Consider the following 15,971-nt stretch of genomic DNA (forward strand, 5'->3'; position numbering starts at 1 on the left):
TTGACATCCTCCCCCGCTGATTCAAAGAAATCAGCAGGGGATTCCTTTACAGGTGCTACTCTCTCACGATTTCACACAGGTTTCTGCTTCATGGGTATGGCACAAAGGACTTACATTACCTCCACAGACTTTACTTTCCCTCTGCCCGAGGGTAGGTCTACAAAATGCTTTTCGACAATGACAGACATAACAAAAGAGAAGAATCATTAAATGAAGTCATCAATCAGTTGTGCAGGCTCTTTGTCCAGACGATCCGGATCAAGACTCCAGCGACAGTTTTTAGAAAACTGGCTGCTGAGATAATCCGCCTGCTCCGGCAAAATCCGGTGGCTATTCACTAAAGCCAGATATTCAGCGGCATTCGGTCGATAGGGTAGCGCCACCAGTGTCATATCCAGTTCATCCAGCAAACGATCACTTTTGAATTGATTGCATCGCTTGCAGGCAGCCACCACATTCATCCAGTCGTCTTGTCCGCCCCTTGAGGTAGGCAGAATATGGTCACGGGTCAAAAACCGGCGTGCCAGGAACTTGCCACAATACATGCACTGGTGATTATCACGTTCAAAAAGAGAAGTGTTAGTTAAGGCTGGATTTGTGCGGGCAGGGAAGAGTCGTTTACCACCACAAGCAATGATGCTGGGTAATTCAATGACCGTCTGGGCGCCAAGCCATCGGTTATAGCCACCTCTTACCCGATAAATGATGTCACCAAGGCTCCAGCGGATCAGGTCTCTCGAGTAGAGACAGACTGTCTCCTGCCAGGTCAGCCACTCCACCGGTTGTCCGGCAGCATTCAGTCGCAGAATATACATAATTCAGCTCCCGTTTTTTCATCCATGACCCTCTTTTATTAACTTATCGAAATGAAATGCACTTGCCAATGCCCTATTCCCGACAACTGTTTGTTAACAATTGAACTTTTGTTCAAAAAACACAGGCAGGAACTGCATTTATTTTAAATCAGAATTGACTCCTATACTGACTTTCTGAAACCACAACCCAACCAGAGTTGGAAACGCAGACACGCCGTAACGGATTCTGATAGTCTTTTTTCAAGGGACGGAGCTTGTCTCCCCTGCAACAGAACGACAGCGAAGTAATAATACTGGCAGTAACCATCCTGGATGTAAAACCGGGCCAGGAGGTCGGGTTTGAACGAGCCTTTGCTCAGGCACAGGACACCATTGCCAGCATAAAGGGTTACTTCTACCATCAGCTACAAAAACGTCTGGAGAAGGATAGCCGTTATCTACTTTTGGTAAACTGGGAAACACTGGAAGATCACACTGAAGGCTTCAGAGGGTCAGAAGAGTATCAGGATCGGAAACGGTTACTGCATCACTTTTATGATCCCTTTCCAGAGGTGGATCACTACACCCAAACTTTAATAAGTAGTTTCCCCCCTGAATAAGCTATGAAGCAAACTTCATAATATACGGTCACCCAGCAAGAAGAATCAGGCCAATGTCATCAAAAAGAGAACCTGTGTTTTATCTGGATCTATTACGAGTTGTGGCCGCAGTAGCTGTGATCATTATCCACGTATTGGGACCCTATCGTGACCTTTACGGGCAAATTCCGATGTCGGACTGGCTCACAGCGGTCACTTTTAACAGTTTTTCCCGCTGGTGTGTTCCTATTTTTATCATGATCACCGGCATGTTGTTTTTATCAGACAAACGCCCTTTTGACCTGGATTACTTCCTCAGACGACGGGTGATGAAAGTTCTGGTGCCCTTCCTTTTCTGGGCCATGTTTTATTCCTTTCTGGCAGGACTCTCACCCACTTTTGATTACCAGTGGACCAGGGCCATTGATACCCTGAAAGAACTTCCCTATAAAAGCACCTGGTACCACCTTGGCTTCTATTACTATTTTATTCCTCTTTATCTTGTTATTCCTTTTCTAAGGCCTGCCGTTCACATCATGCCCGATGATCTGCTTAAATTTATGGCCGGGGTCTGGTTATGGCTGACATTGAGTTATTTGATCAGGATCGAGACTTTCTGGCATATCAATACTCTCCTGTACGGGGGTTATTTAATCTGGGGTTATTGCCTTGCAAAGTATGATACCCGCAAACATCAACCATTGATTATTCTTGGCGGTATTCTTGGACTGGTGCTTACTTTAGGTGGTGTGCTCTGGCTCAGCACCGAAAAGGGAATGTACAGCTTTGGTCGATTTAACTCCTATAAAACCATTAATACCGTTCTTGTGGCGACCATGGTCTTCTGTCTTGCCAAGCACTATGGCGACAGGATTCAGGGTAGAAGCAAAAACATTATTTCCATGTTCAGCCGTTACAGTCTGGGCATCTATCTGGTACATCCTCTTCTGCTCTGGCCCGTAAGAGCCTACGACCTCTACCCAGCCAGCGCCATTATCATGATTCCCTTCTGGACTGTTGTGACCTTACTGGCCAGTACCGCTTTCGTCTGGCTACTCAGTCGAAGTCGTTTAACCCACTGGATGGTTCCCTGATCTAAAGAATGTCGCAAAAGTAGCGGGCAAGAGACCAGATTCTATTCGATAACGGGGAGGTAAAACTCCCCGCTGAAAAGCTATCTGGCTATCTGGCTTTCAAGCACCTTATAATGCCCTTCTAACTGTCCAAACTGATCAGGTAGCATTATGTCTAAAAGCGTGATTTGTGACATTGACGGCGTAATTCTGCATGACAACACCCTGATTCCTGGCGCTGATGATTTCATTCATAGCATGCAGGAGCGGGACATCTCTCTGATCATGCTGACCAACTACCCCTCCCAGACCGAAAAAGATCTGCAAAACCGCTTTGCTTCTGCTGGTATCACTATCCCGGAAAGTTGCTTTTTCACTTCCGCCATGGCCACCGCAGAATTCCTTAAACGACAGGAAGGTCAGAAAGCTTATGTTATTGGCGAAGGTGCCCTGATTCACGAACTGTATAAGGCAGGCTTTACCATTACCGATATCAATCCGGACTTTGTCGTCGTGGGTGAAACCAGGAACTATAACTGGAACATGATCCACACCGGTGCCCGATTTGTCTCTGAAGGGGCACGCTTTATTGCCACAAACCCTGATACCCACGGTCCCAATATGTCTCCGGCCTGCGGCGCACTCTGTGCTCCTATTGAGCGGATTACGGGCAAAAAGCCATTCTACGTAGGTAAACCCAGTGCCTGGATTATCCGTGCCGCCCTGAACAGGATGGGGTCACACTCAGACAACACTGTTATTGTGGGTGACAACCTGCGCACTGATATTCTTGCAGGCTTTCAGGCGGGCCTTGAAACCATTCTGGTTTTATCCGGTGTGTCCCGCCTTGCCGATATCGATCAGGTTCCTTACAAGCCCAACCATATTTTCGATTGTGTAGCGGATATTGATATTATCTGAGCCGGTTTAATCTCAGACAGAATTTGAGTGATCTGAATGCCTGCCTCACAGATAACGATCAGTCTTTCTCTTTTTAGTCCTTTTGACGTTGTATCTAACGCCAGAGCCGGCTACCGACATAGCTCTGGCAATGGACTTCTCCAAGGCAGTTCTGAGTTCTGGAAACGACTCCCACCGGTCAAAGCCGTTAATATAATCTCTGGCAATGCCCGCCATCTCTTCCAATCGTTTTGAAGGATTTTTAACACCAATACCTTTGCCAAATCTCACCAGTTTGTCTTGATCTGAAATATTCATATTTAAATAACTCATCAAGATCATCCCATGTGGGTCTTTCAGCATCTTTAACCGTCAGCTCCAGGCCCAGCAACCCAAGATAATTGTTCAGAGCCCACAAAGCTCCCCGATATCGATCGTTTTCTATGGCTGAGATAACACTTCGGGTGGTTTTAGCCTGTTTAGCAGCCTCGGTCTGATTCCAATCCCTGGCTTTTCGGCGATCTCGACATTGCTGTCCAATAGTATTCATTTTCATCAATTATGAATGCATATACATTCACTATGACATAGGTTCACATTATGAACTTATATACATTCATTTTTAGTTTGAAAAATCCTGTTTAACTTCTGAGGAAGCATCTTTCCAAACGGGAAACTCAGAGCCTTGATTTCGGCTCTCTCTGCAGAGCATCCTGATCCATCCCGCCTGCCAGAAACTCAATGAGGAACCGGGTCTGCTGAACAATATGTTCCGGTGTCCAGGTCTCAGGGTCCAGACGGCACTGCTGATCCCAGCGAGCTACCGTGTGAACGACCATGGAACCCAGGAAAGTGAGCCGGGCATGGCGCTCTTTGACACTCAAGTGTGGCAAGGTGGTAGCAAATGCTTCAGTCATACGAACCAGAGAGCTGCTTCTGGGGGTATCCATGGCAACGATCTGTTGATTGCCACGCTGGAACAGCTGACTGACCAGACTGGTATAGGAGCTATCTTCTCTTGAGCCTGTAAGGTTTTCCATGTAGGGAAGCAATAGAACCTTAACTAAATCTCTGGTTGTTGGAGGTTCCTTGCGGTTAAGGAGTTCATCCAGCATCTCGTGACGTTTTTGGTTGAGAGGGATCATCCGGAAATCCAGAATTGCATTAATCAATCCGGCCCGGTCACCAAAATGGTACTGAACAGCAGAGTTATTCTTCTGTCCTGCAGCTCTGGCTATTTCACGATCCGAAACAGCATCGAGCCCTCTTTCGGCTATCAGCTTTTCCGCTGCTCTTATCAGTGCTTCCTTAGCGTCTGTCAGACGTATAATTGCATTCATAGTGTTGCCACAAAGGTTAAGCTATCTAGCTTAATTACTCACTTTAATATCATTCAAAAAGAACGAGCCAACTCAGTTATAAAGGCTGCCCGCTGTCGTAGACCGCCTACGTTGTCTGGCAGAGAAATGCCGATCATAAAACCCTTTTGCCGTTCTCAATGATGAGACACTGGCAGCACTTCCTGTTCAATGCCGTTTAATAGCAGTATTTAAAGCTTCTTAAATTGAACGCAAGCTTAACACCTGTAGTCTTTGAGGGCGAACCCCAGTGAGAGCTGAAGTCTTAATTCCGCTGCACCGGTTAAAAAATGGCTTCCATTCTCCCTGTCCCGAAGAGGGTGTTCCTTGTCAGCCTGCGTTCTCCTGAATGCTATGGGCAGGGTGAAGGACAGCCAAGCCAGCTCCCTGGTTTGGAAGAGATTATTGTAGATTAGAGGGACTTATTCGCAATTTAGTTAGCTTCACTTACCTTAATGTTATGAACTTTCATTCTAAAACCGTTTCCAACCTTCATTAATCAATTTTGAAAAGCCTCTCAAGGAGAGAATACAAACTGACTATGGAGTAACCAGACATGTTTTCCCCTGTAGAAAGAAATCCCAGCATTAACGATTCACTCTCACATATACTTAAGCAATCCCGATCAGAGGAAGCGCCAAGGGGTATAAGTGCAGGTAGGAACGTCACTGTGTGTGACAAAAATGAATCTTTATTCCTCAGTTTGCCCCGCATACCAACATTGATGATTATTGGCCATTTAAATTTTCGAGAGGTCACCGGTTTAGCAATGGTATGCAAACATTTTCACACATTTATTAAAACAAATAAGACTGTGGAAAGAGCCTGGTATCGCCGGTTTCCTTCACCACACCAATATCAACTCAATACCATTGCTACGACAAAAAAAGATGAGGAAAAACTCCGTCATTGGCTGCAGCCGTTCGCATATGAGGACACCATCAAGTCACTTATAGAACAACGAAATATGACTCATTTTCCTGCCGACCTTCTTTTCACCAACAGTAAACTGATGTCTCAATGTGAAAAATTTGAATTAGTGGAAAAAAACAAATTTAGCCATAGTAATACAATCTGCAAGGCTACCTTCAGCGCCGATGGCTACCATCTGGTGAGCACCGGTATGGATAAAAAGGCGATAATCTATGGCCAGAAGATCAATGGGTCATGGGTACAAGAAGCCAAAATCCCCCATGACTGCTGGCTCAGATTCGCCATCTTCAGTCACGATAGTCGTCATGTGGTGAGCGCCGGTATTCATGATGGCAAAGCGAAAATCTGTGGTCAGGGTGACGATGGATCATGGCAAGAAATAGTCACTATTCGCCATAAAGGTGTTGTCCTCTCTGCCACCTTCAGCGCCGATGATCACCTTGTAATGACCGCCAGTTCGGATGGAGTGGTGAAAATCAATGGACAGGAGACCTATGGATCCTGGGAACAAAAAGCCACTATTAACCATAATGGTTCGATCGTGTCAGCCAGTTTAAGCTTCGATGGCGGACATCTGTTAGTTATCGATTCAGATAACACCATAACAATCTATGGTCAGGAAGAGGATGGATCATGGAAAGTAAAAACCGCCATTCACCATGAGGATAATGTCCGCTCTGCCACCTTCAGCACGGATGGCCACCATCTGGCAACCGCCAGCGTGGATGGTACGGCAAAAATCTATGACCTGCTGGACGATGGATCATGGAAAGCAATAACCACGATTTCTCATCGTGATAAGGTCTACTCAGCCAACTTCAGTAGCGATAGCAACCGTGTGGTGACTGCCAGCGCTGATCGCAAGGCGAAAATCTATGTCCGGAAGGCGCCCGGATCATGGGAAGAAGAAGCCACCATTGAACAACAGGGGGCAGTCACATCAGCTGACTTCAGCGCCGATGGCCGTCATCTAGTGACCGCCAGTGATGATCACACGGCGACAATCTATGGCCAGAAGGCGCCCGGATCATGGGCAAAAAAAATCACCATTACCCACAAGGGCTGGGTCCGATCAGCCACCTTTAGTGCCGATGGTTGCCATGTATTGACGATCGCCAACAAAGACAAAGAGGCTCAAATTTATGGTCTCGGAGGCGATGGGTCCTGGGTCAAAAAAGCCACTATTCGGCGCAAGTCGAGGATCGTGTTAGCCACCATCAGCAGCGATGGCCGACATGTGTTGACCATCAATGCATCTCATCAGCTGAGAATCACTGAACTGCAAAGGAAAGACCAATTACATGTGCCTTAAGGACATTGCAAGCAAAATGGGTGGACATAAGAACGTCTGCTGGAATGGGCAAAAAATCCGGGTCCCACCTTAATCCCTGTATTCAACTTTCAACAATAAGCATTTACGTTGACTCCAAGAAGTGGAACACTAAGATTATATTCTGAAGTTATTTATCCGATAACTGACGTTTAGATGGATGTACAGAAAGATCTTCGGGACTGTAGCCACAAATTGAAATGCTTTAGCCAATCAATGCCTATAGTCTAAGAACAATTTAAACAAAGATGCTTTCAATGAGTTACCTGACATTCAACTTCAATCTGGGTGAAACCAATGATCTGCTGAGAGAGCAGGTCAGACAGTTTTGCGATCATGAAATTGCTCCACTCGCACAGGAAATCGACAGGAGCAACCAGTTCCCCATGCACCTCTGGCAGAAGTTCGGAGAGATGGGTTTGCTCGGTATAACAGCAGAAGAAGAGTTTGGCGGCTCTGGCATGGGTTATCTCGCGCATGTCATCGCTATGGAAGAGATCAGCCGCGCTTCCGCCTCCGTTGCACTCAGTTATGGCGCACACTCCAATCTGTGCGTAAACCAGATCTGTCGCAACGGCAACAGAGCACAGAAGCAGAAATACCTTCCCAAGTTGATTAGTGGTGAGCACATCGGTGCTCTGGCCATGAGCGAACCCAACGCTGGGTCTGATGTTATCAGTATGAAACTGAAAGCCGAAAAAAAAGGCGACAGATATATTCTGAATGGCAATAAAATGTGGATCACCAATGGCCCTGATGCCCACATTTACGTCATTTACGCCAAAACCGAACCCAAAAAAGGTTCCCGGGGAATCACCGCATTCATCGTTGAACGAGACGCCAGGGGTTTCTCCCGCGCACAAAAACTGGACAAACTGGGCATGAGAGGCTCGAACACCTGTGAGCTGGTGTTTGAAGATTGCGAAGTGCCTGCAGAAAATGTACTGGGCAACGTCAATGAAGGGGTAGCTGTACTCATGAGTGGTCTGGACTATGAAAGGGTCGTTCTGTCCGGTGGCCCGACCGGCATTATGCAAGCCTGTATGGATATCGTGATCCCCTACATCCACGATCGTAAACAGTTTGGCAAATCCATTGGTGAATTTCAGTTGATTCAGAGCAAAGTGGCTGACATGTACAGCCAGATGAATGCCAGTAAAGCTTACCTTTATGCGGTTGCAGCAGCCTGCGATCGTGGTGAAAGTACCCGAAAAGACGCAGCCGGTGTCATTCTTTATTGTGCTGAGCGAGCTACTCAGATGGCACTGGACGCCATTCAGATTCTGGGAGGCAATGGCTACATCAATGAATACCCGACAGGTCGCCTGCTCAGAGACGCCAAACTTTATGAGATAGGTGCTGGTACATCAGAAATCCGTCGTATGCTGATTGGCAGGGAGCTGTTCCAGGAGTCATGCTAACAGCGACACGCAGTATTGCCCCTTCAGGGAACCATGCTGCCATAACAAGAATAATAAGCTCTCAAACAGCCATGGCCTTGGCATGCTGGATGTGATCTGACCTCTATCGCAACGCTGCAAGACTATGTGCAAACGAAACGGCTTCATCAGAGGCGATCAATATGCCCGTATTATCTTCAAAAGTGGCACCCGACAGTCCCGAATTCCACAAGAACCGGCGACATATGCAGGCCCTGGTAGACCAGATCAATACACGCTTTGAGACCATTGCCCGGGGCGGCAGTCAAAGATCCAGAGAAAACCATATTGCCCGAGGTAAACTATTAGCCAGGGATCGTATTGCCCAGTTGCTTGATCCCAATTCTCCCTTTCTTGAAATAGGCCGTTTTGCCGCCACAGACATCTATGATAATGACGCTCCCTGCGCCGGTGTTGTTGCAGGTATAGGTTTTGTTGCTGGCATCGAATGTATGATCCTGGCCAACGATGCTACTGTGAAAGGCGGCAGCTACTTCCCGCTTACAGTAAAAAAGCACCTGCGCGCCCAAACCATAGCTGAACAAAATCATCTTCCCTGCATTTACCTGGTGGATTCCGGAGGGGCCAACCTTCCCTATCAGGATGAAGTATTTCCAGACAGAGAACACTTCGGTCGCATCTTCTTTAACCAGGCCAATATGTCTGCCAAAGGAATCCCCCAGATTGCAGCGGTTATGGGCTCCTGTACGGCGGGAGGAGCCTATGTGCCGGCTATGGCAGACGAAACCATTATCGTCAGAAATCAGGGCACCATTTTTCTGGCAGGACCACCGCTGGTCAAAGCCGCTACCGGTGAAGAGGTCACGGCAGAAGAACTGGGTGGAGCCAGAGTTCATTGTGAACAATCCGGGGTGGCTGACCACATGGCCGAAAATGATGCCCATGCGCTTGAACTTGTGAGACACGCCATTGGCAGATTGAACAAAAAGAAAAAACACTCCGTTGCATTAGAAAAGCCTGTTCCTCCAGTCTATGATCCTGGCGAGCTCTATGGCCTTATCCCTTCTGATCTGAAACAGAATTATGACGTTCGAGAAGTCATTGCCCGAATCGTCGATGGCTCCGAATTTGATGAATTCAAGGCCCGCTATGGCAACACTCTGGTCTGCGGCTTTGCCAGAATTCATGGTCACCCGGTCGGTATTTTGGCTAACAACGGTGTTCTTTTCTCGGAATCAGCCCAAAAAGGGGCTCACTTTATTGAATTATGCTGTCAAAGACGTATACCTTTGATTTTCCTGCAAAACATCACAGGCTTTATGGTGGGTTCAAAATATGAAGCTGGAGGCATAGCGAAAGACGGCGCCAAAATGGTGAATGCAGTAGCCTGTGCAACCGTGCCAAAGCTCACCGTCATCATTGGCGGCAGTTTTGGTGCTGGCAACTACGGTATGTGTGGCCGGGCTTATGATCCAAGATTTCTATGGACCTGGCCCAATGCAAGAATTTCGGTCATGGGCGGTGAACAGGCCGCCGAAGTTCTGGCCCAGGTTAAAAAAGACAGCCTGGCCCGAAAAGGAAAAACTCTTTCTGCTGACGAAGAGGCCGCCATAAAAACACCGGTCATCGAAACCTATGACCAAAAGGGCAACCCGATTTATGCCAGTGCCCGGCTCTGGGACGACGGCATTATTGACCCCGTCAATACCCGTGACATTCTGGGACAGAGCCTTTCTGCAACCCTCAATGCGCCCATTGAAGAGACTCGCTTCGGCGTGTTCAGAATGTGAGCCAGGGAAGTAATACCATGAGCAACTCTCTCATTATCGAAACCAGCGGCAATGGTGTTGCCACCATTACCATGAATCGTCCGGAAGTGGGCAATGCCTTTAATGCGGAACTGATCAGCGAACTGATTGATGCCCTGAAACAGCTGTCTGGCGAAGAGACTCGACTCCTGCAACTGAGGGGCTCCGGCAAACATTTTTCTGCCGGAGGTGACCTTAACTGGATGAAGAACGCCATTCATCTCAGTGAGCAGGAAAACTACGACGACGCACGCACACTATCAGAACTGCTCTACACCCTGAATCACTTTCCTGCACCAACTATGGCGGTGGTTCAGGGTGCTGCATTCGGTGGTGCCATAGGACTGATTTGTGCCTGTGATATCGCAGTTGGCGCTGACAACACCCGATTCAGCCTGAGTGAGGTCAGGATTGGCCTGATTCCAGCCGTCATCAGCGCATACGTTGTCCAGGCCATTGGCACCCGTCAAGCTCGTCGTTACTTCCTCAGTGCGGAAGTCTTTTCCGGAGAAAAAGCACTTGAGTTGGAATTGCTGCATGAACTGGCGCCTGAATCAGAACTTGATGCCAAAGCCGATGAACTGACCCAACAGCTTCTGGGGAATGCTCCGGCAGCGACCCGACTGGCAAAAAGCATGCTGCACAGTGTTCATAACAGGCCCATTGATGATGAATTTGTTGAACTGGCTTGCCGGGAGATAGCCCGGATCAGAGTTTCTCCGGAAGGTCAGGAAGGTCTGGCATCATTCCTTGAAAAACGCAAACCTTCATGGAGACAGCCATGAGCAAGAATACAGCCATGAACTCGGACAACAGTCTCCAGAATGTAAAGCATTTCCATAAAATCCTCATTGCCAACCGGGGTGAAATCGCCTGCAGGGTAATAAGAACCGCCAGAAAACTGGGAGTCAGAACAGTCGCAGTCTACTCTGATGCGGATTACCAGGCCCTTCACAAAACCCTGGCCGATGAGGCTTATTATATTGGCCCTTCACCTGCACAGAAAAGCTACCTGTGCAGCGACAAACTGATTGAAGTAGCAAAACAATCCGGTGCCCAGGCAGTACATCCCGGCTATGGGTTTCTGTCTGAGAATGCCGACTTTGCCCTCGCATGTCATGACGCCGGCATTCACTTCATTGGACCCGGGCACGAAGCCATCAGAGCAATGGGTTCAAAAAGTGAAGCCAAAACCCTGATGGAAAAAGCCGGTGTTCCTATTTGTCCCGGTTACCACGGTTCCGATCAGTCTGATGAAACCCTGAACCTGGAGGCGGAGCGCATCGGTTACCCCCTGATGGTCAAAGCCGCCTTGGGTGGCGGCGGCAAGGGCATGAGAATTATTGAGCATCACGACCAGTTACAGGAAGGCCTTCAGGCGGCCCGAAGAGAGGCCCTGAAAAGTTTTGCCGATGACCACTTACTTCTGGAGTCGTATATCACCCAACCTCGCCATGTAGAAGTTCAGATCTTTTTCGATCATAACAATGAAGGTGTTTATCTCTTCGATCGTGACTGCTCCTTGCAGCGACGTCATCAGAAAGTCATCGAAGAAGCCCCCGCACCTGATCTTTCCGATGCCATGCGAAAAAGTATGGGAGAGGCAGCAGTCTCAGCGGGTAAGGCGATACAGTATCGCGGAGCCGGTACGGTTGAGTTCCTGGTCGACGGTGAACGTTTCTACTTTATGGAAATGAATACACGACTTCAGGTCGAGCATCCGGTCACTGAGGCAATTACCGGACAGGATCTGGTTGAATGGCAACTGGCTATTGCCGCAGGTGCATCCTTACCTCTGACCCAGGACCAGCTGCAATGTCATGGTCATGCCCTTGAAGCTCGCATTTATGCCGAAAGCCCCGATCATGATTTTTTACCCTCTTCAGGGAAAATCATGAACTTGCAATGGCCTCAAGCAGTAGATCACGTCCGCATCGATACAGGTATACGACAGGGAGATTATATTTCCAGTCACTATGATCCGATGCTGGCAAAACTGGTAGTCTTGGCTGAAAATCGTGAATCTGCTATTGATAAAATGTCCCGGGCTTTGTCTGACTATCAACAGGCTGGCTTAAGTGATAACCGTGATTTTCTGCTGCATCTGATCAATGAGCCCGCTTTCAGAGAAGCTGGATTATCCACACATTTTATTGATCAACATCCACCTCAGATAGAGCTGGATCATGATCAACTAAGAATGTCGTTGATTGCAGGAGCCCTTTATCAATTCCATCAATCTCAATACGAGGGGTCGTTACCGGCTGCTTCAGCACCGTCTCAAATGACTCTCTTTCTGAACCAACAACCCTATCTGATTTCACTGGAAAAAGTGTCTGAAGGATTCAGGGTGAGTCTGCCTGATGGCTATTGTCAGGCTGATATCCACTGGTATGAGGCAGAGTCTGGTTGTTTGTCGGGACAACTGTTGATTGGCGATCACACAGAGTTCTCTTCGACACAATTAACATCACAATGTCGTGTGCTTCCCCTACCGGAAGCCAGACTGAAAATATTCTTCCCGCACTTCAGTGTCGAGCTGTGTCTTTCAGGACAATGCCTGACCGCTCACGATGGTTCTGAAGCCATGTCAGCACCAATGAACGGAACCGTCAGCTCTGTCATGGTCTCAGAGGGACAGCAGGTCAATGCCGGAGCCCCTTTAATGGTTATGGAAGCCATGAAAATGGAACATACCATTCATGCTCCCTGCGGCGGAATGATTGAGTCGATCTTTTACAAGGAAGGCGACCGAGTGGACGCTGGTTCTTCACTCATGAGTTTTCAGGAAGCCTTGAGCAAGGGTACAAAGGAAAACGAAAATGCTGCCTGAATCTGTCCGCATTGTTGAAGTTGGACCCCGTGACGGGCTACAGAATCTGCCAACGCCAGCGTCTTCAGAAACCCGGGTAGAACTGGTCAACTTACTGTCTCAGTCTGGTCTTGAGCACATTGAAACCGGCAGTTTCGTTTCCTCCAACTATGTTCCTCAGATGGCGGGCTCGGATCAGGTATTCCAGACCATTAAGCGACAAAGTAACGTTGTTTACACGGCTTTGACCCCCAACCTCAGGGGGATGGAAGATGCCCTGAAGGCAGGAGCGGACGAGGCCGCAGTGTTTGCCTCAGCTTCCGAAGGTTTCAGTCAGAAAAATATTAACTGCTCCATTGCCGAGAGCCTTAAACGTTTTGAACCGGTTATGGAGTTGGCCAGACAGAATAATATGCCCGTCAGAGGCTATGTTTCTTGCATTATCAGTTGTCCTTATGATGGTGCAACCTCACCTCGGCAAGTGGCTGAAGTGACTAAAGCGCTCTATCAAATGGGATGTTACGAAGTATCCCTTGGAGATACCCTGGGCACAGGAACACCTCTTCGGGTTAAAAGAGTTCTGGAAGCCTGTTGTCGTGAAGTGTCTATCAAACACCTTGCTGCTCACTATCACAATACTTACGGACAGGCATTAGCCAATATTTACGCATCCCTTGAGGAAGGTCTGGCGGTTGTGGATTCGGCGGTTGCAGGTCTGGGCGGCTGCCCCTATGCACCGGGGGCCTCTGGCAATGTTGCGACCGAAGATGTGCTCTATCTAATGGAAGGTCTGAACATCAAAACCGGCGTGCGGATGGACAAGCTTTTGGAGGCCGCTGCCTTCATCTGTCATCAACTGGGTATTCGTTCTCACTCGAACACTGGACTGGCTTTAAAAAAAATAAAACAGGATCGCATATGACGCAGCTCTGGACACCTGACGAGAACCGGATTCAAACATCAAATCTTCATACATTCATTCAGTCTGTCAATGACAGTACCGTTCAGCAGCTGACTGACTACCACTCCCTCTATGACTGGAGTGTCAGTGATCGTTATGCTTTCTGGGAAAACCTGGCAAAATTTGTCGATATTCACTTTCACTCCCCACCCTCTGCCATCTGCAACCATGATCAAATGCCGGGAGCAGAGTGGTTCCCGGACTCGACTCTCAACTATGCAGAACACATGCTGCGACATGGCAAAGATGCTGAGAAGGCTACAAAAGATGCGCTGGTTTTCAGACGCGAAGACAGCCACCGTACCACCTTGAGTTGTGGCGAACTGACTAAAGCGGTCGCGGCAGCTCAGGCAGGACTGAAAGCGGCAGGGGTCAGCAAAGGAGACAGGGTAGCAGCTTTTATGCCCAACTGCCCTGAAACCCTGATCATGATGCTGGCTACTACCGCCCTGGGAGCTATCTGGTCGTCCTGTTCGCCAGACTTCGGTATTCAGGGCGTTCTGGACCGTTTTGGGCAAATCACACCAAAAGTACTGCTCAGTATTGATGGCTATTTTTATAATGGTAAGCCGATTCAGTGTCTGGAAAAGGTTCAATCCCTTCAGGCACAGATCCCTTCTATCGAACAAACCGTCATTGTGCCATTCCTGAGCGGTGATGCCGATATCAGTTCCCGAACCTCATCGGTCTTATACGACGATTTTATTATTCAAGACATTGATACACCTGAGTTTGTAGCGGTGGACTTTAATCATCCTCTGTTCATTATGTACTCTTCAGGCACGACCGGAGCACCAAAGTGCATCGTGCATGGACATGGCGGAACCCTTCTGCAACACCTGAAGGAATTGTCTTTACACACGAATTTAAAACCCGAAGACATTATCTTCTACTTCTCTACTTGCGGCTGGATGATGTGGAACTGGCTGGTTTCCTCTCTTGCTTTGGGTGCCACTGTCGTTCTTTATGATGGTTCCCCTTTCTATCCCGAACCGCGAAGTCTTATAGATATGGCGGAAGAAGAAGGCATCACTGTTTTTGGCACCAGTGCAAAATACATTGCGGCATTGGAAAAAGCCGGGGTTAAGCCTGCTGAATCTCACTCTTTACCAAGGCTGAAGACTATTCTGTCTACGGGCTCTCCTCTGCTTCACGAGAGCTTTGATTACGTATACCGGCACATCAAAAAAGATCTGTGCCTGTCTTCTATTTCTGGTGGCACCGATATCATCTCCTGCTTTGCTCTGGGCTGCCCTGCCTTACCAGTTAATAAAGGGGAGATTCAGTGCCGCGGACTGGGAATGGACGTTCAGTTTGTCAGCCCTGAAGGCAAGCCTCTGTTGGAAGAGAAGGGTGAACTGACCTGTCAGAGCAGTTTTCCATCCATGCCCAATGGATTCTGGAATGATCCCGAAAATAAAAACTATCACAAAGCCTATTTCAGCCAGTTCCCGGGTGTCTGGGCCCATGGAGACTTTGGTGAGCTGACAGAAAATAAGGGGGTGATCATTCACGGTCGGGCAGATGCTGTCCTGAATCCGGGTGGCGTAAGAATCGGGACTGCGGAAATTTACCGACAGGTTGAAAGGGTAGAGCAGGTGCTTGAGAGCATTGCCATTGGTCAGGAGTGGAAAGGCGATATCAGGGTTGTTCTGTTTGTTAAGTTACGAGATGGTGCCACACTGGATGACGAACTTATCCACGAAATTAAAAAGGCCATTCGAGACAATACAACGCCCCGTCATGTGCCTGCGGTTGTACTACAGACACCGGATATTCCCAGGACCATCAATGGCAAGATTGTTGAGCTGGCCGTTAGGGATGTTGTCCATGACAAACCAGTTGCCAATGTCGAAGCCCTGGCGAACCCGGAAGCTTTAGAGTATTTCCGAAAGCGACCAGAACTTCAGGATTAAGGGGCTGTCGCCCTTGAGGCAGCAGTTTGTCAATGCGCTTTGGAAACCTCCCGATCGACAGGAGCGCCCACCACAAACTGATACAGA

General features: G+C 48.2%; 14 protein-coding genes. 10 read left to right on the plus strand and 4 right to left on the minus strand.

Annotation, left to right across the window (positions count from 1 at the left end; translation table 11 throughout):
* Positions 1-206: 206 nt before the first annotated feature.
* Positions 207-815: an HNH endonuclease gene (locus ACO6V5_RS11865; protein ID WP_422132869.1), complete on the minus strand. Its 609-nt coding sequence runs from the start codon at positions 813-815 to the stop codon at positions 207-209.
* Positions 816-1,069: 254 nt separating this feature from the next.
* Between ACO6V5_RS11865 and ACO6V5_RS11870 the strand changes: the two genes are divergently transcribed.
* The 3 genes from ACO6V5_RS11870 (at position 1,070) to ACO6V5_RS11880 (ending at position 3,387) form a co-directional block, all read left to right on the plus strand.
* The gene (locus ACO6V5_RS11870; RefSeq protein WP_422137409.1) at positions 1,070-1,414 is read left to right on the plus strand and encodes an antibiotic biosynthesis monooxygenase family protein; all 345 of its coding nucleotides are present in this window, start codon (positions 1,070-1,072) and stop codon (positions 1,412-1,414) included.
* A gap of 53 nt (positions 1,415-1,467) precedes the next feature.
* Entirely contained in the window at positions 1,468-2,487 is a 1,020-nt protein-coding gene (locus tag ACO6V5_RS11875; RefSeq protein WP_422132867.1) for an acyltransferase, read from the plus strand.
* Positions 2,488-2,637: 150 nt separating this feature from the next.
* Positions 2,638-3,387, plus strand: coding sequence for an HAD-IIA family hydrolase (locus ACO6V5_RS11880; protein WP_422132866.1), 750 nt, complete (start codon positions 2,638-2,640; stop codon positions 3,385-3,387).
* A 45-nt stretch (positions 3,388-3,432) separates the two neighbouring features.
* Here the strand turns inward: ACO6V5_RS11880 and ACO6V5_RS11885 are convergent, their stop codons facing one another.
* The 3 genes from ACO6V5_RS11885 to ACO6V5_RS11895 form a co-directional block, all read right to left on the minus strand.
* Positions 3,433-3,699, minus strand: a complete 267-nt coding sequence (locus ACO6V5_RS11885) for a hypothetical protein (protein WP_422137144.1) — start codon at positions 3,697-3,699, stop codon at positions 3,433-3,435.
* A complete protein-coding gene (locus ACO6V5_RS11890; RefSeq protein ID WP_422492111.1) occupies positions 3,629-3,922 on the minus strand; it encodes a helix-turn-helix transcriptional regulator in 294 nt (97 codons plus the stop codon). Before ACO6V5_RS11890 ends, ACO6V5_RS11885 begins: the two co-directional genes overlap by 71 nt.
* 121 nt (positions 3,923-4,043) lie before the next feature.
* Positions 4,044-4,706 (minus strand): TetR family transcriptional regulator, encoded by a 663-nt coding sequence (locus ACO6V5_RS11895; protein ID WP_422132865.1) that lies wholly within the window; start codon positions 4,704-4,706, stop codon positions 4,044-4,046.
* A 688-nt stretch (positions 4,707-5,394) separates the two neighbouring features.
* Between ACO6V5_RS11895 and ACO6V5_RS11900 the strand changes: the two genes are divergently transcribed.
* The 7 genes from ACO6V5_RS11900 to ACO6V5_RS11930 all read left to right on the plus strand — a co-directional run bounded on the left by ACO6V5_RS11900 (position 5,395) and on the right by ACO6V5_RS11930 (position 15,884).
* Complete coding sequence (locus ACO6V5_RS11900) at positions 5,395-6,969, plus strand: F-box/WD repeat-containing protein (protein ID WP_422408875.1); 1,575 nt, start codon at positions 5,395-5,397, stop codon at positions 6,967-6,969.
* Positions 6,970-7,244: 275 nt separating this feature from the next.
* Positions 7,245-8,408: an isovaleryl-CoA dehydrogenase gene (locus ACO6V5_RS11905; protein WP_422132863.1), complete on the plus strand. Its 1,164-nt coding sequence runs from the start codon at positions 7,245-7,247 to the stop codon at positions 8,406-8,408.
* 161 nt (positions 8,409-8,569) lie between these two features.
* Positions 8,570-10,177, plus strand: coding sequence for a carboxyl transferase domain-containing protein (locus tag ACO6V5_RS11910; RefSeq protein WP_422132862.1), 1,608 nt, complete (start codon positions 8,570-8,572; stop codon positions 10,175-10,177).
* Positions 10,178-10,194: 17 nt separating this feature from the next.
* On the plus strand, positions 10,195-10,980 hold the full coding sequence (locus ACO6V5_RS11915; RefSeq protein ID WP_422137404.1) for an enoyl-CoA hydratase-related protein: 786 nt from the start codon (positions 10,195-10,197) through the stop codon (positions 10,978-10,980).
* On the plus strand, positions 10,977-13,028 hold the full coding sequence (locus ACO6V5_RS11920; protein ID WP_422408872.1) for an acetyl/propionyl/methylcrotonyl-CoA carboxylase subunit alpha: 2,052 nt from the start codon (positions 10,977-10,979) through the stop codon (positions 13,026-13,028). Before ACO6V5_RS11915 ends, ACO6V5_RS11920 begins: the two co-directional genes overlap by 4 nt.
* Positions 13,018-13,929, plus strand: coding sequence for a hydroxymethylglutaryl-CoA lyase (locus tag ACO6V5_RS11925; RefSeq protein ID WP_422408870.1), 912 nt, complete (start codon positions 13,018-13,020; stop codon positions 13,927-13,929). The genes ACO6V5_RS11920 and ACO6V5_RS11925 overlap by 11 nt, the downstream gene beginning before the upstream one ends.
* Positions 13,926-15,884: an acetoacetate--CoA ligase gene (locus ACO6V5_RS11930; RefSeq protein ID WP_422137401.1), complete on the plus strand. Its 1,959-nt coding sequence runs from the start codon at positions 13,926-13,928 to the stop codon at positions 15,882-15,884. Before ACO6V5_RS11925 ends, ACO6V5_RS11930 begins: the two co-directional genes overlap by 4 nt.
* Positions 15,885-15,971 lie beyond the last annotated feature (87 nt).

Origin of the sequence: Endozoicomonas sp. ALD068 (assembly GCF_049310145.1) — a bacterium.
In the GTDB taxonomy this organism is placed as follows: domain Bacteria; phylum Pseudomonadota; class Gammaproteobacteria; order Pseudomonadales; family Endozoicomonadaceae; genus Endozoicomonas_A.

What these genes read in the sequence shown, in the direction of transcription:
- ACO6V5_RS11865 (WP_422132869.1), bottom strand. Translation starts at nt 815, where the DNA reads ATGTATATTCTGCGACTGAATGCTGCCGGACAACCGGTGGAGTGGCTG.
- ACO6V5_RS11875 (WP_422132867.1), top strand. Translation starts at nt 1,468, where the DNA reads ATGTCATCAAAAAGAGAACCTGTGTTTTATCTGGATCTATTACGAGTT.
- ACO6V5_RS11880 (WP_422132866.1), top strand. Translation starts at nt 2,638, where the DNA reads ATGTCTAAAAGCGTGATTTGTGACATTGACGGCGTAATTCTGCATGAC.
- ACO6V5_RS11885 (WP_422137144.1), bottom strand. Translation starts at nt 3,699, where the DNA reads ATGAGTTATTTAAATATGAATATTTCAGATCAAGACAAACTGGTGAGA.
- ACO6V5_RS11890 (WP_422492111.1), bottom strand. Translation starts at nt 3,922, where the DNA reads ATGAAAATGAATACTATTGGACAGCAATGTCGAGATCGCCGAAAAGCC.
- ACO6V5_RS11895 (WP_422132865.1), bottom strand. Translation starts at nt 4,706, where the DNA reads ATGAATGCAATTATACGTCTGACAGACGCTAAGGAAGCACTGATAAGA.
- ACO6V5_RS11905 (WP_422132863.1), top strand. Translation starts at nt 7,245, where the DNA reads ATGAGTTACCTGACATTCAACTTCAATCTGGGTGAAACCAATGATCTG.
- ACO6V5_RS11910 (WP_422132862.1), top strand. Translation starts at nt 8,570, where the DNA reads ATGCCCGTATTATCTTCAAAAGTGGCACCCGACAGTCCCGAATTCCAC.
- ACO6V5_RS11915 (WP_422137404.1), top strand. Translation starts at nt 10,195, where the DNA reads ATGAGCAACTCTCTCATTATCGAAACCAGCGGCAATGGTGTTGCCACC.
- ACO6V5_RS11920 (WP_422408872.1), top strand. Translation starts at nt 10,977, where the DNA reads ATGAGCAAGAATACAGCCATGAACTCGGACAACAGTCTCCAGAATGTA.
- ACO6V5_RS11925 (WP_422408870.1), top strand. Translation starts at nt 13,018, where the DNA reads ATGCTGCCTGAATCTGTCCGCATTGTTGAAGTTGGACCCCGTGACGGG.
- ACO6V5_RS11930 (WP_422137401.1), top strand. Translation starts at nt 13,926, where the DNA reads ATGACGCAGCTCTGGACACCTGACGAGAACCGGATTCAAACATCAAAT.